Source organism: Nostoc sp. C052, from assembly GCF_013393905.1.
Lineage (GTDB): Bacteria > Cyanobacteriota > Cyanobacteriia > Cyanobacteriales > Nostocaceae > Nostoc.
Genome location: NZ_CP040278.1, coordinates 105,747 through 124,850, shown reverse-complemented (window position 1 = coordinate 124,850; position 19,104 = coordinate 105,747). Strand labels below are relative to the sequence as shown.

General features: G+C 39.9%; 30 protein-coding genes. 16 read left to right on the top strand and 14 right to left on the bottom strand.

Features of this window, described 5'->3' with window-relative positions:
* The first annotated feature begins 31 nt into the window (after positions 1-31).
* Genes FD723_RS40370 through FD723_RS40355 form a run of 4 tightly spaced genes read left to right on the top strand, consistent with a single transcriptional unit; the run spans position 32 to position 1,243 of the window.
* Entirely contained in the window at positions 32-286 is a 255-nt protein-coding gene (locus FD723_RS40370) for a hypothetical protein (RefSeq protein WP_179070773.1), read from the top strand.
* Between the two features lie 45 nt (positions 287-331).
* Positions 332-691: a hypothetical protein gene (locus tag FD723_RS40365; RefSeq protein WP_179070772.1), complete on the top strand. Its 360-nt coding sequence runs from the start codon at positions 332-334 to the stop codon at positions 689-691.
* A gap of 59 nt (positions 692-750) precedes the next feature.
* Positions 751-1,017 (top strand): hypothetical protein, encoded by a 267-nt coding sequence (locus tag FD723_RS40360; protein ID WP_179070771.1) that lies wholly within the window; start codon positions 751-753, stop codon positions 1,015-1,017.
* A 4-nt stretch (positions 1,018-1,021) separates the two neighbouring features.
* The gene (locus tag FD723_RS40355; RefSeq protein ID WP_179070770.1) at positions 1,022-1,243 is read left to right on the top strand and encodes a hypothetical protein; all 222 of its coding nucleotides are present in this window, start codon (positions 1,022-1,024) and stop codon (positions 1,241-1,243) included.
* Positions 1,244-1,251: 8 nt separating this feature from the next.
* Here FD723_RS40355 and FD723_RS40350 read toward each other — a convergent pair whose 3' ends face one another.
* Genes FD723_RS40350 through FD723_RS40340 form a run of 3 tightly spaced genes read right to left on the bottom strand, consistent with a single transcriptional unit; the run spans position 1,252 to position 2,796 of the window.
* A complete protein-coding gene (locus FD723_RS40350) occupies positions 1,252-1,659 on the bottom strand; it encodes a hypothetical protein (protein ID WP_179070769.1) in 408 nt (135 codons plus the stop codon).
* A 25-nt stretch (positions 1,660-1,684) separates the two neighbouring features.
* Positions 1,685-2,233, bottom strand: coding sequence for a 3'-5' exoribonuclease (locus tag FD723_RS40345; RefSeq protein WP_179070768.1), 549 nt, complete (start codon positions 2,231-2,233; stop codon positions 1,685-1,687).
* Between the two features lie 44 nt (positions 2,234-2,277).
* Positions 2,278-2,796 carry a DUF5662 family protein gene (locus tag FD723_RS40340; RefSeq protein ID WP_179070767.1) on the bottom strand — a complete coding sequence of 173 codons (519 nt, stop codon included), beginning with the start codon at positions 2,794-2,796 and terminating at the stop codon, positions 2,278-2,280.
* Between the two features lie 187 nt (positions 2,797-2,983).
* Here FD723_RS40340 and FD723_RS40335 point away from each other — a divergent pair, with 187 nt between their 5' ends.
* The 3 genes from FD723_RS40335 (at position 2,984) to FD723_RS40325 (ending at position 5,520) form a co-directional block, all read left to right on the top strand.
* Entirely contained in the window at positions 2,984-3,703 is a 720-nt protein-coding gene (locus FD723_RS40335; protein WP_179070766.1) for a hypothetical protein, read from the top strand.
* 6 nt (positions 3,704-3,709) lie between these two features.
* Positions 3,710-4,447 carry a hypothetical protein gene (locus FD723_RS40330; RefSeq protein WP_179070765.1) on the top strand — a complete coding sequence of 246 codons (738 nt, stop codon included), beginning with the start codon at positions 3,710-3,712 and terminating at the stop codon, positions 4,445-4,447.
* Positions 4,448-4,524: 77 nt separating this feature from the next.
* Entirely contained in the window at positions 4,525-5,520 is a 996-nt protein-coding gene (locus FD723_RS40325; protein WP_179070764.1) for a hypothetical protein, read from the top strand.
* Positions 5,521-5,665: 145 nt separating this feature from the next.
* On the opposite strand, the gene FD723_RS40320 is transcribed toward FD723_RS40325, so the two are convergent.
* The 8 genes from FD723_RS40320 to FD723_RS40285 form a co-directional block, all read right to left on the bottom strand.
* A complete protein-coding gene (locus FD723_RS40320; RefSeq protein WP_179070763.1) occupies positions 5,666-6,004 on the bottom strand; it encodes a hypothetical protein in 339 nt (112 codons plus the stop codon).
* 70 nt (positions 6,005-6,074) lie between these two features.
* On the bottom strand, positions 6,075-6,797 hold the full coding sequence (locus FD723_RS40315; RefSeq protein WP_179070762.1) for a hypothetical protein: 723 nt from the start codon (positions 6,795-6,797) through the stop codon (positions 6,075-6,077).
* A gap of 168 nt (positions 6,798-6,965) precedes the next feature.
* On the bottom strand, positions 6,966-7,193 hold the full coding sequence (locus FD723_RS40310; RefSeq protein ID WP_179070761.1) for a hypothetical protein: 228 nt from the start codon (positions 7,191-7,193) through the stop codon (positions 6,966-6,968).
* 71 nt (positions 7,194-7,264) lie between these two features.
* The gene (locus tag FD723_RS40305) at positions 7,265-7,579 is read right to left on the bottom strand and encodes a CRISPR-associated protein Csx3 (RefSeq protein ID WP_179070760.1); all 315 of its coding nucleotides are present in this window, start codon (positions 7,577-7,579) and stop codon (positions 7,265-7,267) included.
* Between the two features lie 124 nt (positions 7,580-7,703).
* Positions 7,704-8,207, bottom strand: coding sequence for a hypothetical protein (locus FD723_RS40300; protein WP_179070759.1), 504 nt, complete (start codon positions 8,205-8,207; stop codon positions 7,704-7,706).
* 168 nt (positions 8,208-8,375) lie between these two features.
* The gene (locus FD723_RS40295; RefSeq protein WP_179070758.1) at positions 8,376-8,906 is read right to left on the bottom strand and encodes a hypothetical protein; all 531 of its coding nucleotides are present in this window, start codon (positions 8,904-8,906) and stop codon (positions 8,376-8,378) included.
* Positions 8,907-9,124: 218 nt separating this feature from the next.
* Positions 9,125-9,451, bottom strand: a complete 327-nt coding sequence (locus FD723_RS40290; RefSeq protein WP_179070757.1) for a hypothetical protein — start codon at positions 9,449-9,451, stop codon at positions 9,125-9,127.
* A gap of 12 nt (positions 9,452-9,463) precedes the next feature.
* Positions 9,464-10,030 carry a DUF262 domain-containing protein gene (locus FD723_RS40285; RefSeq protein ID WP_256875440.1) on the bottom strand — a complete coding sequence of 189 codons (567 nt, stop codon included), beginning with the start codon at positions 10,028-10,030 and terminating at the stop codon, positions 9,464-9,466.
* Between the two features lie 104 nt (positions 10,031-10,134).
* Here FD723_RS40285 and FD723_RS43765 point away from each other — a divergent pair, with 104 nt between their 5' ends.
* The 3 genes from FD723_RS43765 (at position 10,135) to FD723_RS40275 (ending at position 10,777) form a co-directional block, all read left to right on the top strand.
* On the top strand, positions 10,135-10,269 hold the full coding sequence (locus tag FD723_RS43765) for a hypothetical protein (RefSeq protein WP_256875439.1): 135 nt from the start codon (positions 10,135-10,137) through the stop codon (positions 10,267-10,269).
* 77 nt (positions 10,270-10,346) lie between these two features.
* Complete coding sequence (locus tag FD723_RS40280; RefSeq protein WP_179070756.1) at positions 10,347-10,511, top strand: hypothetical protein; 165 nt, start codon at positions 10,347-10,349, stop codon at positions 10,509-10,511.
* A gap of 32 nt (positions 10,512-10,543) precedes the next feature.
* The gene (locus FD723_RS40275) at positions 10,544-10,777 is read left to right on the top strand and encodes a hypothetical protein (RefSeq protein ID WP_179070755.1); all 234 of its coding nucleotides are present in this window, start codon (positions 10,544-10,546) and stop codon (positions 10,775-10,777) included.
* A 7-nt stretch (positions 10,778-10,784) separates the two neighbouring features.
* Here the strand turns inward: FD723_RS40275 and FD723_RS40270 are convergent, their stop codons facing one another.
* Positions 10,785-11,252 carry a hypothetical protein gene (locus tag FD723_RS40270; protein WP_179070754.1) on the bottom strand — a complete coding sequence of 156 codons (468 nt, stop codon included), beginning with the start codon at positions 11,250-11,252 and terminating at the stop codon, positions 10,785-10,787.
* A gap of 259 nt (positions 11,253-11,511) precedes the next feature.
* Here FD723_RS40270 and FD723_RS40265 point away from each other — a divergent pair, with 259 nt between their 5' ends.
* The 5 genes from FD723_RS40265 to FD723_RS40245 all read left to right on the top strand — a co-directional run bounded on the left by FD723_RS40265 (position 11,512) and on the right by FD723_RS40245 (position 16,831).
* Positions 11,512-12,669 carry a hypothetical protein gene (locus FD723_RS40265; RefSeq protein WP_179070753.1) on the top strand — a complete coding sequence of 386 codons (1,158 nt, stop codon included), beginning with the start codon at positions 11,512-11,514 and terminating at the stop codon, positions 12,667-12,669.
* A 57-nt stretch (positions 12,670-12,726) separates the two neighbouring features.
* Positions 12,727-13,245, top strand: coding sequence for a hypothetical protein (locus FD723_RS40260; protein WP_179070752.1), 519 nt, complete (start codon positions 12,727-12,729; stop codon positions 13,243-13,245).
* Complete coding sequence (locus tag FD723_RS40255; protein ID WP_179070751.1) at positions 13,235-15,508, top strand: DNA adenine methylase; 2,274 nt, start codon at positions 13,235-13,237, stop codon at positions 15,506-15,508. Before FD723_RS40260 ends, FD723_RS40255 begins: the two co-directional genes overlap by 11 nt.
* A 55-nt stretch (positions 15,509-15,563) precedes the next feature.
* Positions 15,564-16,178, top strand: a complete 615-nt coding sequence (locus FD723_RS40250) for a hypothetical protein (protein WP_179070750.1) — start codon at positions 15,564-15,566, stop codon at positions 16,176-16,178.
* A gap of 80 nt (positions 16,179-16,258) precedes the next feature.
* A complete protein-coding gene (locus tag FD723_RS40245) occupies positions 16,259-16,831 on the top strand; it encodes a hypothetical protein (RefSeq protein ID WP_179070749.1) in 573 nt (190 codons plus the stop codon).
* A gap of 54 nt (positions 16,832-16,885) precedes the next feature.
* Here FD723_RS40245 and FD723_RS43760 read toward each other — a convergent pair whose 3' ends face one another.
* Positions 16,886-17,017, bottom strand: coding sequence for a hypothetical protein (locus tag FD723_RS43760; RefSeq protein ID WP_256875443.1), 132 nt, complete (start codon positions 17,015-17,017; stop codon positions 16,886-16,888).
* Positions 17,018-17,179: 162 nt separating this feature from the next.
* Positions 17,180-17,863 carry a hypothetical protein gene (locus FD723_RS40240; protein ID WP_179070748.1) on the bottom strand — a complete coding sequence of 228 codons (684 nt, stop codon included), beginning with the start codon at positions 17,861-17,863 and terminating at the stop codon, positions 17,180-17,182.
* Positions 17,864-18,024: 161 nt separating this feature from the next.
* Here FD723_RS40240 and FD723_RS40235 point away from each other — a divergent pair, with 161 nt between their 5' ends.
* Entirely contained in the window at positions 18,025-19,092 is a 1,068-nt protein-coding gene (locus tag FD723_RS40235; protein WP_179070747.1) for a hypothetical protein, read from the top strand.
* Positions 19,093-19,104: the final 12 nt, after the last annotated feature.

The window sequence follows — 19,104 nt, the reverse complement described above, 5'->3', positions numbered from 1 at the left end:
TAGTTTGGAAAGGAGTATCTGGAATGGTTAAATGAGTATTGTTGCCAAAATTACCAGCGAAAAGTTCCATTTTTACCAAGCAGCGATCGCTTTGTATGGTTGTGATATATTGCACATCGAAATTCAACCACCTCCGTTGCGTCGTTCATTACCTTTTTCTTTGGAAGAAGATGTGTTTTTACCTGTAATGCCCAAAAGGCAAAGGACGACGTTGAAATTGCGACTTTGCCAATTTAGCGACGCGCAAGATTCTTGGTGGCAATACGTCAACGAAGGTGAAATTTAAGTTCTCAGTAGAGTTAAAATAACTTTAAAATTCACCTCAGAAAATATGCTTAACTCTTCCTTGAATAATCAGGATTTCGCAGAAATAGTCAATCAAAGTATTGATGGGATAGTTACTAGAGAGCAACTTCAGCAGGTTAACGATCGATTGCATCCTCAAGGGTATGAATTAGTTATATTAGTTTTACACCCTGCTGGCGATTCTGCCCCAAAAGCTGCTTCATTGCCCAAAGATGATGAGGCAAGTTTGTCACTTTTGAAAACTCAGGCGATCGCCGTTCTCAGTGAAGTTTTTCACAAAGATAGCGTTTCAGATCGAAAAGTACAAGTTGCTTTAGAGATATTGCGAATTTCCGGCATTGGAATACCCAGTGCGATCGCTAGTGCTACAGCAATTCCAAATTAGTCAATTTTGTTGTGAGGGACAAGGTGTGCCTCACAAACTCTAAAATAATGGTAGAATTCATGACCGATTATTCGCGACTTTTTTATATCAAAGATTTTGGATTTCACAGAATAATTAAGGTATTTGCATCAAATTATACGGGGAGTTACTACGAATCATTGACCCTTTGTTTGGTGACTCCAAGCATCAAGAAAGATATTGATAATATTATTTTGGATACTTGGATTGTGCAGGAGTTATACGATAAATATGATGGTGGCGAGATAAACTGGATTCCTCAAACTTATAGGCTTTTAAATGATAAAGATTGGCGAGAATTTGATTAACGAAATGATAGAATTTCCTGTACGTGATAATTATTCGTTAGATGAATTTTTCGACTATGCAAATTTTAGTAAAGGCTTCCAAGAACAAGAATGGGGAGTAGTTTTAGCTACTCCCCATTCTCCTGTGTGCCCTTTTTGTAAATCTGCCAACATTCAAATTGTCGATACAAATGCTCTACCTTGGCTTTGCTTAAGCTGTCAAAGTGGTTTTTATCGAGGAATATGATTTAATACCTAAAGGCTATTTTTACCGTAATAGATTTTTGCTTCGGGGTGACTTGGGGTGCCATTGGGAGATAGATACAATTTACCCCAGGTAAATTTATGTTTATAAAGGTTAAAGCATGGTGGTCTAAATAGCCAAATACCTTTTTTTGTATGCAATTGAAAAGCAAACATTACAGCATTGCAACCAAAAATAGTTAAGTTACCGATTGAAATATGTTCGCCAAATAACTTTGAGAATACAAATTCTGCCATTTGGGCTTTAGGTGAGATTTTCCAAACTACCGACCATATTTTATATAGTTTTGATGTTTCCAGTATCTGAGATTTGAATTGGGGATTCTTTATTTCGTAATAATCTATATTCTCAGATTCAAAGTTTATCACATCCAAAACGTCAAACAAAGAACAACTCATCTAATTTAACTCCTATAAACTATAGTCATGAATTCTTGTAAGGATTTCTAATTTTTTGAAATACTTCCTTTGTCCACCTAGCAGCAACCAAGGCATTGTGTTGCATTTCTGGTGGTTGCTCTGGAAGCTCCCCACTCCCTAGCCAATTCCATTCTTCTAGCACGTAATTGCAATAAAGCGGAAGCCATGCTGAGAAGTCATCTGTAACAGTAAAGAGCTTTTCCAAAGACGTATAATCTTGGGTATACTGCCAAACCCAAACTATCGGATTGTCGTCAAACCAAGCTTTATCCTTCAATCCCTCTGTATCTTCAGAAGCATACCAAGGATAGCCTTTGTAACCATGAATAAAATGTAATAAATCAGCGTTGATTTGGGCTTCGGTTTTCCACAAAGCCTGGGTTTTTTCTGGCAATAAATCGATTACAAGTTTCATGCCAGGATCTGCTGCTGTCAGGTCGCAGTCGGAATTTAGGGCGTAATATTCCCGACCGTCTTCGCCAACCAAGGCTATGCTGATTACGTGCAACAGGCGATCGCTAATAAAGTTTTTTGTAGCTAAAAAGTAATTCATATTAAAAAATACACTATCATCCTAATTTTAGTTAAATATCCCCCTCAAATATCTGCCTGGGTATGCAAACTCTCAAACACGTCGGTAATCAAAGGAAGTGTATTAATCAAGATTTTGGTGATCTCCGGTGAAATATTAAAGCGTTTCGAGCTAATTTCAATGCTTTTTTCAATGTTGCCATCGTCGTGCAGCAGTGAAGAAGCATACCAGTCGCAGATTAGCTCGATTAAATCGATTAAATTCATGCCGTTTACGCCATCTGCAAAAAACTCTGGATGGTGTCTGTTGTGGGCATAGTGGTGTGCTACGGTGTCCCGCATTTTTCCTAAATTTGCAAAATATTCTGGACTTCCGTAAGTCAAGGTTCTCATGTTGTTGCCGTACTCAGTAAAATCTTCTACTTCTGGCGATCGCATTTTACTTTGGTCGTGAGTAAACTGTCGGTTCATCAACTCTATTTGCATTTTTGCGAGGAGTTTTTGAATCAAAAATATATGCTGCCAGGTATCGAAGCAGTTAGCTTTTTGAGCAAGAGTAAGATTGTGCGGGGATTGATTTGACATGAATTTATTCAGAGACAAAATCGCTTACCTTGACCCAAGTATTCTACAATGTCTCTTCAATTCCAATCTTTTACTAACTTTAATTATTTTTTCCTTATAAACTATCAAATCCTTGCACAGAGAGCCTTTTATCCAATAATATATTTTGCTGATATTATTTTAAAATCATCTATTTAATAATTTATACATGACGGTTGAAATTAATCAAGGTATAGAAAGACTTCAACTTAAGCACTCCGAAACCGGGAAATGGGTCGATACTACGATCTTGCTTCAGCTAAAAGATGGTTTTGAGGTAAGGCTGAATAATTTTCAACTAGAAGTTCTCAGTACAATTTCTAGAAACCTAGAAGAAATAAACACAACAACTGAGAAAATTCAGACTTTTAGTAATGAAAATACTAAATCTATAGCTGACAAGCTAGAAGAGATTTACACTCTTTTATCGAATCAGGGAACCGGAGGAGGCGATGGTGGGGAATCGAGTTTATTGCCTACTCTTAAAGAAATTAAAGAGTCGTTGGAGGATAACAACGATTCTGCCGGACAAACCTTTGCGAAAGTCAAGATTTTGACAGAGACGATTGAGGATGTCAAGGCATCCTTTGGTAGTGGCGAGGTTTTTGAAACTTTAATTTCTCTTCCTGTAGGAGAAATCAAAACAGTCAGGATTCCAGATGGTACGGAATCTTTGGTTTTTAATGTCAGGAAAGATAGCCAAGGGGTTAGTTATGATTTGCATTATTCTTTTGCTCCCTCCCAGCTTGAATCGGGAAAACATCGAACCTTGTGGGCATACAACGAATTTGATAAGTCGCGTCTAAATTGGAATGGCAAAAGTCTTTATTTGCGCTGCCCTGATTCTACAGTAGACGTTGAAGTAACCGCTTATTACACAAATCCATAAATCATTATGAAAATACTCTCAAACTTAGGAAATTCCCTAGCTGGTGTTGGCGATCTTATTGATGCCAAGAAAGCTATACATTGGACACTAGGCTTGCGGCAAGCAGAGCTAATCATCCTGGACAAGACTAATGTATTGAGAACTAATAATGATTCTCAACTCAAGGCAATTAGGGAAGGGGATCTACTCCAAGAACAACTTAAGTATTTGAAGCTGGTCTTTCCAGCCCTGCGCTGCACTCCTGTGCTAGGGATTTGGCTAAAAAACAAGATTGCAGATATCAACGATCGTCTATCTAGGTTTGAGGCTTTGCAAGCACAAACTAACCAACTTTTTCGTGATTGCCGCATGGAACTCGATGTTGCGAGGAAGAAAAAACAAGAAATTCTGGAGGAATATCCAGAAGCACAAGAGTTAACATATATGCAATTGCAGGAAAAATATGGTCAAGAAGCTTTGCTAGAGACAAATTTTGCCTACATTGAAGCACGATTAAGGTCTGCCTTTTACGGATTTCCTGAATCGGTGGGAGTGGCCTTGTTTGATGTTAGCCCACAAATGCGACAAGCTCTGACCGAGCGAATAAATCAATTTATCCAACAGCAACGTCCTACCAATAATCTAGGAGAGGCGATCGTCAATGCCATTTATTCGCTACCGACAGATCGTCAACAGGTGGTTTTGGGACTAATTGCTAGTGAGGTGGGTAGTTTATCTGCAAATGACGAAAATCCTATTAATTAAAGCAATATGCGACGCAGGAAAATCCGGCTTGTTTGTTTGTAGTTAATATTGACAGGTAGACAAAGGGAAATGGAAATATGGATATTGCACTTGCAATGAAATATGGGGGAGATCCTGTAACTGCTGATGAGTGCGATGAAAGCAGTTATTTAAAAATGGGATTATTGTGTCCTTGCAAAGATTGCAACGATGTTGTCCGCTGGGTTGCGCCTCAAGAGAAAACCAGCATTAAGGGCAAAGAGTTTTCAGTTAAGGCACATTTTGCTCATTTCAAAGCTAAAGATCCCGTACTGAAGCAGCAATGTGAGGAGCGGGTCAGCAATCTCAAGAAGTCCGATTTAGACAGAATGTCCAGGAGAGCTATCCAGCAGCGTTCGGTGCTGTTTCAGAGATGGTTTTGGGAAGTGCTTAACGCTCATGTTATTAGGTGTGATTTAAACTCAGAGTGGGATATGCGCGAATACCTGTTTTTAACAGGTGAATTTTCTAATTATCGTCCCGGAGAAAAATTTGACAAAATAATTCTTGAATACAATCAAAAGTACAAATCAATTGCTCAAGCCGAAGCAGAGTATTTCTTGGAGGCAATGAAGCTATACGATGATTTTAAATTATTAGTAGATTCTATCGATCCCCCTGTTGCCAGCCCAGACGAGCAAGAGTCAGAAGACAAGGAAGTTAGTCAATGGACTAAACACATACTAAGATTGGCTAACAGTCGTTTGCACCGACAAATTACCAAAGAAGCTCTTGATTTTTTGGGAACCAAACGCAACTATGCGATCAGAAATGCCTTACTTATTTGGCTGTACACTTTCGGCAACGAGCATATTAAAGGGTATTTTTCACTCGATTCCGATGATTTAGGGCATAAACTTTATCCAATGATTGGACAAATATTTGCAGTGATTCCTTGGGCAGATGAATTTGATGATTTATCCAAAGGTAAACCCCTAACGCAACGCAGTTTAGCCGGAGCAATCCTGATGTATATTCTTAATACTGTTGAAGAAAACTCGGAAACAGTAAATGAATCAGCCAATCAATCAGCTAAGTCGATTATTTCAATGTAAAAGCGATCGCTTTGAGTCGAAATCTCTGTAGTTACTGCGAATGTGGTTTTGGCAACCTGTAAAACGATTGCTGTGCAAAGGTTTGAGTGGTTTCACCAGTCGTTTTGGCAACCTGTCAAACCACTAGTTTGCGTCGCGAATAAAACTATAGAGATTTTTCAGGCATTGTCCAGTAAGCTGGTTTACTTTTCGGTGATTCTTCAATGTATTTTATCGCTTCTTCTAATTTCTCAAAAACAATGACATTTTTCATCATATCTGGTTCATTTATTACGTCTCCTGGAAGTTCTTGATGGTTTGTCACTTCTTGAGAACTTAAACTAATGAATCCTATTGGAGTTCTAAATTGACGGTTTTCTTCATAGTTTCCAAAAACCATTAAAGATAAGTCGTCAGTATGAACATAATAGCGACTGAAGTCGTATGGCATTTCAAAAATCTCCAAATATAAAAAAGCTGAGTTATTGCTAATAGCAAAGCCCATCTACAGATTTTAACTTGTAGATGGGCTTAAATTTTAATGAATTGCCGCATAAAAGCGATCGCTCAATCAATTATTTCTTTTTAATCAGACTGCGATCAATTAACTCTTGATATTGGCTTCCAGTCAAAAGGGTATCATTGATAATTTTCACTTTTGCCCGTTTTGGCTTGGAGGTATCAGATTTAATTGTTCCTGGAAAGTATTTTTCAATCATTCGTTTGACATGAGCTTCGCTAAAACCCATGTCTTCCGCTATCTTTTCTAAGGAATATCCGATTGAATACAGTTCGCGGAACCTAATGGCGTTAGATTTACCTTTGGCTTTTTGAGTGTGTCCCCTGCTTCTAGGCTGGATACCAAATTGCTCTAAAGCTTGACGAACCGTGCCTTCGGAACATGAGAACCTTTTTTTGATCGCCTCAATTCCCAGTCCAAAATTGTACGAAGACGCGATTCTCGACCAAAATTCTGGATCTCTATCTTGTGCCGGAACCCAGAGATTAAACTTTTGTAACACCCAAATTATGGTTGAGGAGTTAAATCCTAACTCCTCTCCTATTTCGGCGTAACTTAAACCCTGCCTAAATTTTGTAACGATTTGGGCATGGTTCTCGACAACTTCATGCCGATAGACTCTAGAACATCCCATGCGTCTGGGATGCCCAATTTTTCTCAGGATTTTACTAATGCAGACATGGGAAACCCCATATCTCTTGGCGATCGCTGGTTGACTTTCGCCATTTGCGTAAGATGATGCGATCGCGGCATATTCTGTTTCGGGAATCTTCACCATTGCAAACTTTGCTGGCTGATAAATGTAAAAAGGCCAGTCCCGTTGCCAGGATTAATTTAACTGTGGCTCAGGCTTATACAAGCAGTAGTTCCCGCAAGCGGGATGCTGTCAGCCACTACAATTACTTTATCAGAGGTTGGGAAAGAGTTGATATCAGAAAGTGATTAACTAAATAATTTGCCAATCTTGAACCAAGTCTAAGTCGTCATCCAAAATAAAGCAACCATCTTCTAGTTTGACGTTCTCCCCAGGCTGGAGAGTTGCAAAAACTGAACCAACGCAACGGTCAGCTAGCTCGTATTCTTCACGAGTTGCTAGTTTTTCTCCGCTAAAAGATAACGTAGTATTATCACTGTAGATACAAGTTGGGTTGCCGTCAGCAATTGTATTTGTCATTGTTTTATCCATCATCAGTGCCAGCATTTGAGCCATCTGGCATACAGGCTAAGAAGCCTGTTTCGGATTAGCTAGTCAATTAATTGTCCCAAGCAATAATTGGGACTATGAGAATCGACGACAACATATTTTGTTAGATCGGAGTCGAAAACTGCGATCGCACTATAAAGATGCCGGACTTTGCGAGCAATCACGAAAGCCAACTGTAAAGAACAATCGCCGTTTATCTTAAGCAAACTGCCCCGCATGGGAGCATCTTCAATCAACTGAGACAAATAGCCGTCCACCCAAGGCACTAAATCCTGGTTGCTTGCGTTTTGTCCGGAAATAAATCCAATGTTCAGTTGTTGGTAAGCTTCTTTTTGGTCTAGCTGAAGTTTAAACATATCTGTTCTCCATTTATTACCAGATTATATATTTGGCTGGAAGAGGGGGTTTTCCAGAGTTGTCTAAGGGCGACACGTTTGTAAACTCTCAAGAAGTTTCTTGGGTGCCATTGCCAATAAAAGCTTAAAGCGCTTTTTCAGCGATCGCACGTTTAACTTCTTGTAAACTCCCGACACCTACATTTGCCAAAAATTCAGCAAGTCTTTCAAATGCATCAAAGTTTCTACCCATGTGAGCAGGAGTAGAAAGCGCGATGATGCCAGATGGAAAAGTCCATTCGCTACGACTATTCGTTACATATCTTTTTGCTCCAAACAGTTCCATGATGGAGTGCGATAAAAAGAATTTTTCAACTTTGTAATTTTGATTAACGAAGTACAAGCTATAGTAGTTTTCGCCTGCCTGTAAGTATCTTGGACTCTCTTCACAGACAACAAAAACATCTCTGGAATAAACCATCGCTTCGATTAAGCTAAGTAACACGACTACGTTTATAGCTGCGTGTTCGCGCATTATTTCTCTATTAGAATTAGGACAGCTAGCACTTTTTATTGCTTCTAACAGCAAAGTATTTATTGTCTCAATAAGGTCTGTTTTTCTTAATTCAAATTCTTTTGAATCTATCATAATGATGCCTCGTATTTTATCGAAAACGCTTTTAGATGACGTAACTGTTCGATCTATATACTTGATGTAGTATATAGTACTACTATTGTACCAAAATATACAATTAGCTTACGTATTTGTATGAAAAAGGTGAGTTTCATAGCGAAACTCACCTGCCTTTAAATCTATTTATCCTTCTCCTTTAGATTCTGATTTCAATAGTCTTAATGTTCTATGAAGCTCAAATTTGTAACATCCATCAGCCAGAAGATCCATGAGACGTTCTCCCATTTCGATATCTCTATTTGCTCTTATCTGCTCCAACCAAGCATCAAATAATGCTTCCCCTTGCATTGCCCTTTCAGCAATTCCTTGACAGAGATAGCATTCCTGTTTTGCTAGGCGAATTTCAAACCTATTTACATAGTGGCTATTACAGAAAGGGCAGATAATCCAATCATCATCTAACTGCTGACTCACTAATTTATCTAGCGAATCAATACCTAAAATGGCTGCATACTTTAAATCAGGTCTAAACCCGATTTTTGTATTATGCCAAGTTTGATGCCAGCTAACTGGCTCGATAATTTCACCGTCTTCTACGTAAAGCCAAGCTTCATCATTATTGCTGTCAGGACGATACAACCAAGCATTCATCCTATCATAAAGCAGGATTTCTTCTCCCTTCTCAATGATTAGCTCTTTCGTTATTTTGCCCATGCTATTAAATTAATTGAATTATTTGTAGCCAAATATAATTTAATTATAACGCTATATATGAACGAAAAACTTCAGCTTGGCAGTACACAAACCTCTAACAAAATAGAAAAAGTTGCAGCCATCACGAAGTAGCTGCAACCCTTTTTACCAATATATATGTGGCCGATTTTGCTTTGATGTGCTTAGATATTGATTGTTCTAAAAGGAATCGCTAATTCCTATTCTTCATTAGTTAAATATTTCTTTGACAAATCTTTTGCCAGTTGGGGATTCCGGTGTTCGATGATTTGGGCAATAGCAATTAACCGATTGAACCAGTATTCACGAATTGCGTCAATTTCCAAGCAAGCATAATTGACTGATATTCTGGTAGAGTCAATTGGCTTATCTTTCGGGTTTGCTGCTTTATTTGCTTGCTTCATTTGTGTGGCACAAAGCTTGTATTCACCCTCAATCATTGTTTCAAATTTTTCAGCAATTAACAATTGCTCTGAATTCATATATTCTTGATTTTTGAAAACTTTATCTGTGGTACTATTATCCATTTTTTTTATTACCTATTTGTCCAATTTTAAACGATTAGCTAGGGTCTTCATCAATTTTTCTATTTCTTCAGGGCTAGCATCCCCAGAAGGGGTTACTGATATTAAAGATAAAGAATGACGATTGAGAGTTCTCTTTACCTGTGAGGGAAGAGTAGCGTAAGTGCATCCATTTAGGTCTGATTTGATTTTTAAATCCCTCAAAACTAATTGATTGCTGTAAAACTCAACAATAGTTCTTATTCTTTGCTTGCCATCAATAACTTCAATGCTTTGACGTAAACTTTCATAAATGATGACTGGCATTACCGGAAAATTAATAAGAAAAGATTCAATCAGTTGAGATTTTTTGGTATCATTCCAACTGCCAGCCAATTCATTGCTACCAATATTCATGTAATTAGGTACAGTCCTAAAATTAATAGCCAGCGCTATTAACTTCATTCTGTTATTCGTGAGAATCAGTTCAGTCTCTCCCCACTGATATTCAGTATTAGCCTTATTCTCCACAAGCATGATATTTTTGCAATTTGCTAAACTTCGTGAATTTATTGAAATCGAAGGATTTTTGTAAGATGCCAATACACCCTTCCGTGGCTTTTATTTTACAGCTTTTCTAGCATATAATATTAGCTTTGCACGGTTTATTATGAACTTTGCGAAATTGATAATTTAACTAAAAATATATGAAAAGCCACGACTTATCGGGACAAAGGTTTAGCCGTTTAGTTGTTCAACAAAAATGCGCTCCCCCTAAAAAAATTCTCCAAAAAGAATCCCGAAACTTGGTGGATGTGTCTATGCGATTGCGGCAACACTAAACCAATCAGAGCTATTCATTTAAAAGAACATCGGGTCAAAAGTTGTGGATGCCTGAAAAAAGATAATAGGTCAAAACATGCAACTATTCATGGTGGTGCTGGAACCCCCACGTGGAATTCCTGGAGAGGAGCGATTGATCGGTGCAGAAGAGAAAATAGCACAGGTTGGAAAAATTACGGTGGGAAAGGGATTAGGGTTTGCGAACGATGGCAAGGAAGGAATGGGTTTGCCAATTTCTTAGCAGATATGGGAGAAAGACCGGAAAACTGTACTTTGGACAGGATCGATTCCAATAAAGATTATTGCCCAGAAAATTGTCGGTGGGAAACCACAACAGCACAACGCCTAAATACGACCAGAACCCACTGGATTACTTATCAGAACGAAACCCTGTGTTTATCTGATTGGGCAAAAAAACTAAATAAAGACCGCAATCGCATCAGAGAAAAGCTAAACAGAGGTTGGACTATGGAAGAAATAATTAATGAATCTCCCGCTTGTGTGTGACTGAAATTTATGGATATAGCTTCCTATACAAATCGCCCATTTCTGATGGCTTTGCTTGACTTAACGGTTTTCCCAGTCTAGTTTCTAACTCTTGCAATCGGGAAAATATTTCTTCATTTTCGATAAACTCCATGCAGCAAGCCGACTTTTTCACAGTTGCACCCAACTTTTTCAAAACCTCAACGACTTCATGTCGCGTCCATCCGTGCAATAGATACATAGAATGACGATCTTCTCGCGGTGTCATTCCCAACTCTTCGCGAATGCAGTTAACCTGTTGAGCGCTAGGGAACCACTCCAGTATCTTCAAAATATCTGCATTGCTCATCAATTCTGAAAAAATGATGTGTAAAGATGTCGGGCTGTTGGGTAAAGAAAAAAGCGAATCCTCTCCTCGGACTGCTATCCCAGGATTTTCATCCAACCAAGCGATCGCACTGGGATAACTATCAAATTTCAACACGGTAAATTCCATAATCGACTGCTCGTTTGCTAGCTAAATCTTTCTTATTCTAATTGGCAGAGCCGCGATCGCTATTTTATCGGTTTTGGTGTAAAATACTTTAAATGACAAAACCCAGTCTACTTTTCGCAGGGTAACTGGGTTCTGTCTAACCTATACAACTAGAGCGAGTGAATCGCATCTAGCGGCTTTTTTAAACCTCATTGCTTCTGCACTTCTTAACTTCGGCAACTCGGTACAGTTTCATGCCTCATTACTTCGGCACAATCTTATGGATAATTTAGCATCCCCCAGCGCCATCGCGCAAGCACAATTTGAAAGCTTTTCACTTTTTCATCAAGCCACCGCAGCCACAATCGGTTTTGCGCGTTGGCTTTTAGCCGAAAAAACAAATTTATCAACCAAAAAATTTACAGCTCTATTAGCGGCGCATTCCATGACTCGCAGCGCTGCCAACCGATATTTAAGAATTGCGATCGCTTTTGGGGAATTTAGTATCGACCAAATCCAAAAGCTCGGCATCCTAGACTTGGATAAATACGCTGCCAACCGTTTTACGGAATTCCGCAAGAGTTTGATCGACCTTGCCGAACTAACCCCCAGCGTTGTCGCAGAGTTAGCCAAGGAATTTACCCAATCGGTGGCAACCAAGCCAGATTGGCTAACTCCCTACCTGATACTTATCCTCAAAACCTATACTCCAGAAGCTTCTCAAGCAGAAGTGGGGACAGTTGTAGGGGACAGTTTCCAAACTGGGGGACAGTTAATTGAAGAAACTAGGGGACAATCGTCCCACAGCGCTGGCTCCATCAACATTTGGAAGCGGGATGCTACGGGAAAAAGGTATTGGGAAATTGGTAAGTGTGGTGATCGAGATGCTGGGGTAGCTTTGCAACTGTTGGTAAAGGAAACCGGGAAGCTGCCCCAGACGATCGCGAGTATGGCGATTATCAAATTGGCCAAAGAAAAGATACCTACCCTACTCCCGATTCCCGTCCCAGACCCGTTGGGGCAGGATGTGGGATGTGAAATGTTGAGTGTAGAGAAAGAAGCAACGATAACAAGCATCAAGACACAAGCCCCGTCCGAATGCCGTCTTTTTGACCCTGCTCCCCCTGCTCCCCCTGCTCCCCCGGCGTACCCCGACGATACTTGGCAGCAAGCTCAAAACGAGCTAGAAACTCATCTAGAAGTGCAAGCACAGCACATTGATGAGATCGAGCAAATCAAACGCGAGATTGAAAATTTGAATGCGGCGATCGCAGCTAAAGAGGCAGACAAAAAAGCGGCAATCGCAGAGGGAAGAATGTACTGCCCAACTGAGGCACTGATTCTGCGGATAGAAAAAGATGAACGCGAACAAAAGCTAGTGCGACTCAAGGAGTTAGAATTCTTCCTTCCTGTGAGGGTGCTGGCTCATGCGAATTGAGATAACCGGGATGCGTTGGTGCTAGTCTCGGTTACAAGACATCTAATGGGAACTGCAATGAAAATATTTGATGATCGCTGGTTGATGGCGGGAATAGTTAAAGAAATGCGACGCAGAGCGCTGCTTGGAATTAGCAATGGCATAGCCAACCAAAACAACAATCGTTACTTGGAAAACTGTGCCGGACGACATTTAAAGAGTGGAACGGTGATGATTTTTTCCCGCGATTGTGGAATGCATCAATCAGGATGGTTAAAAAATCCCGATTACGATCGCTGTTTTCATCTTTCGCTCAGTTTCTTCGACCCAGAAACTGAAGAACCTGCTGATAAAGACCCCAAGTTAACAGATGAGTGGCTCAATTTATTTTTTCAAGATAACAAACGACTATTGTGGATTGAGCCTCCTCATTATTCAGCCGGAAAAATCAAAGACGTTTGGCATTATCGTTTAATGTGCAACGAGATGTGGCAACCAATCCTTCCTCGTAAGGAAGTTTATAGTAAAGACTTTACCCCGGCAGGATGGAAGTCCTGGTCTGACGTGCAAGCAGAGAAAGAACTCGATGTGCGCTAAAGCCAAACTTATCACTACACCCCTACGCTACCCTGGTGGCAAAGCCAAAGCGATTATCGCGATTACGACTCGACTTGGAAGTGATTTTACGGAATTCCGCGAACCTTTTGTGGGTGGTGGCTCAATCTTTATCTATCTCAAACAAGTAATTCCCGATTTAAAAATTTGGATTAACGACCTCAATCCCGAAGTCTATCATTTTTGGCAAATTAGCCAGTCAAACAATGCTGAATTAGTGGCCCGAATCGAGCAGATGAAGCGAGAAACTAGCGATGGTAAAGCCCTGTACCAGCAGTTGATTGATATTGATGTTAATGCTATTTCCAATTTTGACCGAGCCGTTCGTTTTTTCATTCTCAATCGCATTACTTATGGGGGTACCGTCGAATCGGGAGGTTACTCGCCAACCGCATTTCACACACGTTTTACTGATTCGGCGATCGCCAGATTGCAAAAAGTAGCATCTATCTTAGATGGGGTAAAAATTACCAACCTCGACTACCAAGAAGTAATTACCTCCCCAGGTGAGAATGTCAGCATCTTTGCCGATCCACCCTACCTGAAGGCAACTGCTTCCAAGCTCTACGGGAAATCTGGAAAATGGCATACCACCTTTGACCACAACCGTTTTGCTAGACTAATGCTAAGTTGTCCGCACTCATGGCTAGTGACTTATGACGACTCAGAACAAATCCGCCGTAATTTTGCCTCTTGTGCGATCGCACAAGAGGCATTTGCAGTATTCGATGACATCGAAGACCAAACGACCATTGACGCAAGAGCTATTCGTCCAAAAGCCGCTTTCAGTACAAAGCTACTAATACCTATGTTTTTAAATAAAATGAATAGACCGGGAAATTTACGCGATTTCATTACTACTCGAATAACCTACAATCTCATCAGTTTATTGCATAAAACCGATCTAAATAGCTTTTTGGGGCTAAGGTTCGATTTATCTTTTTGTTCCAAATTTGCCAAAGGAGGATGCAACTGTGGGGATTTTTATCCAACAGTAGCAGAAAGAATCGAGCATTGGGAACAACATCCCCAATTAAGACTGGGACTAGCAGATTGTGCATGGGTATTAGGAGGAGGATTGCTGGTATGGCAAAAGTTCAAATCCAAATATGCGCCGCAGATGCCACCGCCATTGATTGATGAGAATCATAAAAAAAGCTGGAGTTTGGATGAATTAAAAGCTTTGGTTGCCAAAATTGATTTAACCGAACTTGCCGCCATTGAAGCAAAGGCGTGGGCTGAGTTTAGCCAACAAGTTGAGAAAAATCAAGCTGACTGGTACAATCGGGTTCCGGGTCTTTTGAATTTGTCAGCGGCAGAATTATCCCTTGAGAAGTTGAAAGAAATCCACTATTTACATCAACAGGAAAAGATTGCAGCCTGGGTGGAAGCAATAGTCGATCGCCGCATTCCCGAATACTTAAATGCTAATTATGAAGATGTCTGGGAATTTGTTAAAAGCGAAGATAATCGTAAATGGTTGAAAGCTTTTGACATAGAATCTCCTCGCGACTTGTTTGGCTGGCAAAATTTTAACGATGACGAGACTTGGGATGCTTTGAATCCCAATGACAGCATCCAGCCAACTTCTACTCAAAACTCATTGCCGACTAGTCTAGCCCTAAAAGCTATACAAGTAATGCAGATATTATCTGTTTTGGCAGACTCACACGAACAAAGCCAAATGCTGATGGCAGAGGATGCTGAAAAGTTTGAATTGTTCAATTTCATTGAATTATACAAAAAAGCTCATTCCCTCGATTCGTCTTCAACGATTGAAATTATTGCTACTCCAGACTGTTCGGCTCAAGAATTGCACGAGCTAATCTTGGAAAATTGCTCTAAAAAATACCAAATTAACGATATTCCGAAAATTTTAGCTCGTACCCGTCGTTTGACTTGGGAAGTAATTAAGAAAAAGTCTGGACTTTTGGGCACTCAGACGTGTCTAGTTGTAATTGCTCATGCCCAAAATTTATCTAAAAGCGCTATTAAGGAAATTGAAGATTTGAATGTTCGCTGCGAAACCAGTTTTTTATTAGCTATCAATACCGAAGACTTAGACCTTCCCTTGTTCGATATGTGCGAACACCTCAATGCAATTGAACTACCGCCATCAGAATTAGTCGAAGAAATTGCTGCTAGCATTGATTCGCTGATGTCGCAAGATTTAAATGCCTATGATGCATTTCAACAAATCCAATCGCAAACCTTATCGTTTGCAAAACGATTTGACTTCAACTAAAAGAAATAAAAATTACTAAATGCTACAATCTAACTGATTGTACGTAATGAAAATCATGACATTAATCGATGCTTTCAACGAATTGAGAGAGCAACATTTAAAAAGCTCTATAGTCTTAGGACAAGTGATCCAAAAAGAAGACTTGTTTAGATTTGTCGATTTATATATAACCTTTTATTCTGCTTCTCCTGCTGCAATAATTAAAATTATTGCAACTCCAGACTGTTCTGCTCAAGAATTGAACGAACTGATTCTAGAAAATTGCTATAAAAATTACGCAATACAGTCGATTCCACAAAACTTATCCCATGCACGCCGTCACACATGGGGTATAGTCGATCAAAATTGTAACCACGATGCTTGTCGGCGTTTAGTTGTCATTGCTCATGCTCAGAATTTAACCAATAGTGGACTTAAAGAAGTAGAAGATTTGAATGCTCGCTGGAAAACCAGCTTTCTTTTAGCGAGAAATACCACTAGCCGAGACTGGGATTCTGAGTTTGCTGGGATATTTGCTAACAACAAAACCCCAACAGTCTATATTCCCCCAGCCAGAATCACAGAACCTGCTTCTCAAATTCTCCGAAAAGTCCTTTTCCAAGGAATCAGTGTTGACGAAGCTTTTACAAGGGTTCAGTTGGAAAAATTGTTGTTGACTGAAGGGAACTAATGCAAAGCTAAATCTGCAATCAAATCTCGTTTTTTGGGTAATAATTTGGCGTAGGATGAGCAAGTGTACCCAAAATAGCTATGAAAGAACCTGATTCCAACGATGCAGAATATATCCGGCTAGTTTCTAGTGTCTCTCCTGGTAGCTGGCAACCAACGGTACTGCAATCCTATGGTGAGAATACCATCACCATGTCGGCAGAGGTTGCCCGCAAACGAGCGATCGCAGTTCTTCAAGCGATCGCTTATGCAGATTCAGAATCAACAATTTTTAAATCATTGGCAAACGTAGGGCATGGGGGATTTGGAAAGCCTCCCCAGAAAAATCTTAAAATGGCCTGTCAGTTGGTACAAATTATGCGCGAAAATCGGCAAGCACTACCAGAAGGAATCGATGCCTTTTTTGGCGATCAAACCCAACAAGCAACTGTCGCTTTGAGGTGGGACGGAATTGAAATTCTCCTATCCCTAGACGAGGCTTATCATCACGCCACTAGTTTATTGGAAGTTGCCGAATCAGCAGAGTCTGATGCCTTTTTTTACAAATTCCTATCTAGCGATCTAGGGCTAGAACCCCAAGTAGTCCAAAATTTGCTGAACCAGTTTTGCTCCCAACGAGAAAGAACTCGCTTGGAGGCGATCGCCAAGCAATGAAAAAGCCACTAACCTTAAATAAGGTTAGTGGCTTTAGCATAAATTTTTTCTAATTTATGGTCTTCTGCCGAGAGTTCCTCGCCGACAGTTGTCGGGATCGCAGTCTTGTGTGGAAATATTGCTGATTGGCTTTAAAACAACCAACAATAGTAAGGCTATAACGGCTTTTTTATGTGATGTCTTCATCTTTTTTTCCTCAATGTTGCAAAGTTAATAAGCGCGATCGCTTTACTACTGCGATCGCGCCAAAAGGATTTATTTAGCTAGTGCTAATATTTATCTTTCTGTATCAATTATAGCAGTACTTACGTAAATACGCCAGTATTTACGGAGATTTATTGAGAATTATTACCAATATTTAGTGATCGCGCCATTGGCTATTTGGCGGACAATATCGCTAGCAGCTTCTTGACTAATTGCTTTTTCGGGATTTTTGTAATAGCCAAAAATCCGTTCGCTAGGACGAATGATAATTTGTTGTTTTGTGGTGCGTTTGTCCCAGATAAAGCAAGAAATCGTGATATTATCGGTACTCCAACGAAGTCCAGCTTTGTCCTTACGGAAGGAGTAACGAGGCATTGTCAATACTAGCGATGGAGGGTGTTCCTCAAGGAATAAAGCCCGATCCTCACACGGTTCGAGAAAGCTGGTAAGTAAAAACGCTGCGACTCCAATCCGGGCTTTTTCAAAAGCATGTTTGATAATCGGTGCAGCTTTATCTTTATAGGGTGGGTTGGTAACGACAAAATCGCATTCTGGGAAAAAGTCCCAGGACTCAGCTAGGGTAGCGTCGCGATGAAAATGGGCTACTTTTTCAGTGTCTAAATCGTTTGTCCAAATACTATCAGTATTGTCCCACGCTAATAATAAAGAGGCGATTGCCCCATTCCCCACGCAAGGCTCTCCAATCACGCCAAACAACCGCCAATGACGTAACAATTCGGTGACAAACCATGAAGGCGATTCATAGAAAGCAAATGGGTTATCTTGAGCAATTCCATTGTTTGTTAAAGAATGCGTGATTGCTACCATAAATGCTGAGAATAACTATTATTTAGAATACTCTGTTTGCGTCCAAAGAAATTATTTATTTTGGTTTCAAAAAACTTGAGTTAGCCAAATAAAAACGTATTTGCTCTAGGAATAATAATATCTCTTGTATTAAGATAAGACAAATCATATTGCTAGCAGAAATGAGTCAATCCCAAATAGCCTATAACGATAACTATCCTCGAAAAAACAAAATTTTGAATGGAGAATTTATAGTTGCCCAACGGGGTACAGTTTTTAACTTTGCTCCATTATCAAATCCAATTTTTAATTACGAATACACTTTAGATCGGTTTATATTTACCGCTAGCAATGCTTCGGGGGAAAGGATGCCCCAAACGAAGGTGACTCAAGAATCCTTTATCCAGGGCAGTACTGGTATTCCCGGAGAACCCAGAAAGTACTTAAGAATTAATTTTATTGACGCTGGAGCATCGCTAACAACAAATTCTTGTGTTGTTTTTGACACTTTGATAGATGAATACAGGTCGTTGTTTGGTCAAATTGTAACGCTCTCTTTCTATGCAAGAACATCAGGCTTAAATAGAAAAATTGGATTAAGAGTGTATTTGGTGGACAAAGATACAGCTAATAATGTCAAATATATCGATATTTTAGGTAAAACTGTAAAAACAGATACGCGAGGCATAAATGGTTGGAGTCGATTTGTCGTAACATTTCAAATTCCCAGTTTTTCTGATAATTACAATACGGCAGAAAAGTTAATGTTTCAAATGATGTTTCAATGCGGCACTACCATTGGAGCGCTTTGGGGAACAAATGCCACCCCGGCGATCGCTGGGGAGACGATTGATATCACTGACCTTAAATTGGAAGCGGGAAACAGCGCCACTCCAATCGCTAGAAGGAACTATCTCGAAGAACTATTGGAATGCCAGCGTTACTACTGGAATGTTCCCGACAACTATTCAATTACAGGTTACAACGAGATCAATGCCGGAAGTGGTAACGCCTTTTTTGTTGCTAAATTCCCCGTGCCAATGCTTAAAGTCCCGACTGTAAAAGCTAGCAACAAATTTTATGTCCACGTTGCCACGATTGAATTTGGCGACAAACCGTATTCTGGAATTCGGATATTGACTCCTGAAAACTGCCATCTGATTGTAAATACTGGTAAGCCTAACCTCTGCACAGCCGAACTGCGCGTCTTAAAAAGTAGTGGGCAGCATCTTTCATTCTCTGCTGAATAAATTATTAATTCC

Bases quoted from the DNA above. Each gene is read 5' to 3' on its own strand.
- FD723_RS40350 (WP_179070769.1), bottom strand. From the start codon at position 1,659: ATGAGTTGTTCTTTGTTTGACGTTTTGGATGTGATAAACTTTGAATCT.
- FD723_RS40340 (WP_179070767.1), bottom strand. From the start codon at position 2,796: ATGTCAAATCAATCCCCGCACAATCTTACTCTTGCTCAAAAAGCTAAC.
- FD723_RS40325 (WP_179070764.1), top strand. From the start codon at position 4,525: ATGGATATTGCACTTGCAATGAAATATGGGGGAGATCCTGTAACTGCT.
- FD723_RS40280 (WP_179070756.1), top strand. From the start codon at position 10,347: ATGCAACTATTCATGGTGGTGCTGGAACCCCCACGTGGAATTCCTGGA.
- FD723_RS40240 (WP_179070748.1), bottom strand. From the start codon at position 17,863: ATGGTAGCAATCACGCATTCTTTAACAAACAATGGAATTGCTCAAGAT.
- FD723_RS43760 (WP_256875443.1), bottom strand. From the start codon at position 17,017: ATGAAGACATCACATAAAAAAGCCGTTATAGCCTTACTATTGTTGGTT.
- FD723_RS40335 (WP_179070766.1), top strand. From the start codon at position 2,984: ATGACGGTTGAAATTAATCAAGGTATAGAAAGACTTCAACTTAAGCAC.
- FD723_RS40300 (WP_179070759.1), bottom strand. From the start codon at position 8,207: ATGATAGATTCAAAAGAATTTGAATTAAGAAAAACAGACCTTATTGAG.
- FD723_RS40315 (WP_179070762.1), bottom strand. From the start codon at position 6,797: ATGGTGAAGATTCCCGAAACAGAATATGCCGCGATCGCATCATCTTAC.
- FD723_RS40305 (WP_179070760.1), bottom strand. From the start codon at position 7,579: ATGTTTAAACTTCAGCTAGACCAAAAAGAAGCTTACCAACAACTGAAC.
- FD723_RS40255 (WP_179070751.1), top strand. From the start codon at position 13,235: ATGTGCGCTAAAGCCAAACTTATCACTACACCCCTACGCTACCCTGGT.
- FD723_RS40235 (WP_179070747.1), top strand. From the start codon at position 18,025: ATGAGTCAATCCCAAATAGCCTATAACGATAACTATCCTCGAAAAAAC.
- FD723_RS40295 (WP_179070758.1), bottom strand. From the start codon at position 8,906: ATGGGCAAAATAACGAAAGAGCTAATCATTGAGAAGGGAGAAGAAATC.
- FD723_RS40370 (WP_179070773.1), top strand. From the start codon at position 32: ATGAGTATTGTTGCCAAAATTACCAGCGAAAAGTTCCATTTTTACCAA.
- FD723_RS40245 (WP_179070749.1), top strand. From the start codon at position 16,259: ATGAAAGAACCTGATTCCAACGATGCAGAATATATCCGGCTAGTTTCT.
- FD723_RS40270 (WP_179070754.1), bottom strand. From the start codon at position 11,252: ATGGAATTTACCGTGTTGAAATTTGATAGTTATCCCAGTGCGATCGCT.
- FD723_RS40330 (WP_179070765.1), top strand. From the start codon at position 3,710: ATGAAAATACTCTCAAACTTAGGAAATTCCCTAGCTGGTGTTGGCGAT.
- FD723_RS40290 (WP_179070757.1), bottom strand. From the start codon at position 9,451: ATGGATAATAGTACCACAGATAAAGTTTTCAAAAATCAAGAATATATG.
- FD723_RS43765 (WP_256875439.1), top strand. From the start codon at position 10,135: ATGAAAAGCCACGACTTATCGGGACAAAGGTTTAGCCGTTTAGTTGTT.
- FD723_RS40260 (WP_179070752.1), top strand. From the start codon at position 12,727: ATGAAAATATTTGATGATCGCTGGTTGATGGCGGGAATAGTTAAAGAA.
- FD723_RS40265 (WP_179070753.1), top strand. From the start codon at position 11,512: ATGGATAATTTAGCATCCCCCAGCGCCATCGCGCAAGCACAATTTGAA.
- FD723_RS40345 (WP_179070768.1), bottom strand. From the start codon at position 2,233: ATGAATTACTTTTTAGCTACAAAAAACTTTATTAGCGATCGCCTGTTG.
- FD723_RS40355 (WP_179070770.1), top strand. From the start codon at position 1,022: ATGATAGAATTTCCTGTACGTGATAATTATTCGTTAGATGAATTTTTC.
- FD723_RS40365 (WP_179070772.1), top strand. From the start codon at position 332: ATGCTTAACTCTTCCTTGAATAATCAGGATTTCGCAGAAATAGTCAAT.
- FD723_RS40320 (WP_179070763.1), bottom strand. From the start codon at position 6,004: ATGGGCTTTGCTATTAGCAATAACTCAGCTTTTTTATATTTGGAGATT.
- FD723_RS40310 (WP_179070761.1), bottom strand. From the start codon at position 7,193: ATGACAAATACAATTGCTGACGGCAACCCAACTTGTATCTACAGTGAT.
- FD723_RS40250 (WP_179070750.1), top strand. From the start codon at position 15,564: ATGACATTAATCGATGCTTTCAACGAATTGAGAGAGCAACATTTAAAA.
- FD723_RS40360 (WP_179070771.1), top strand. From the start codon at position 751: ATGACCGATTATTCGCGACTTTTTTATATCAAAGATTTTGGATTTCAC.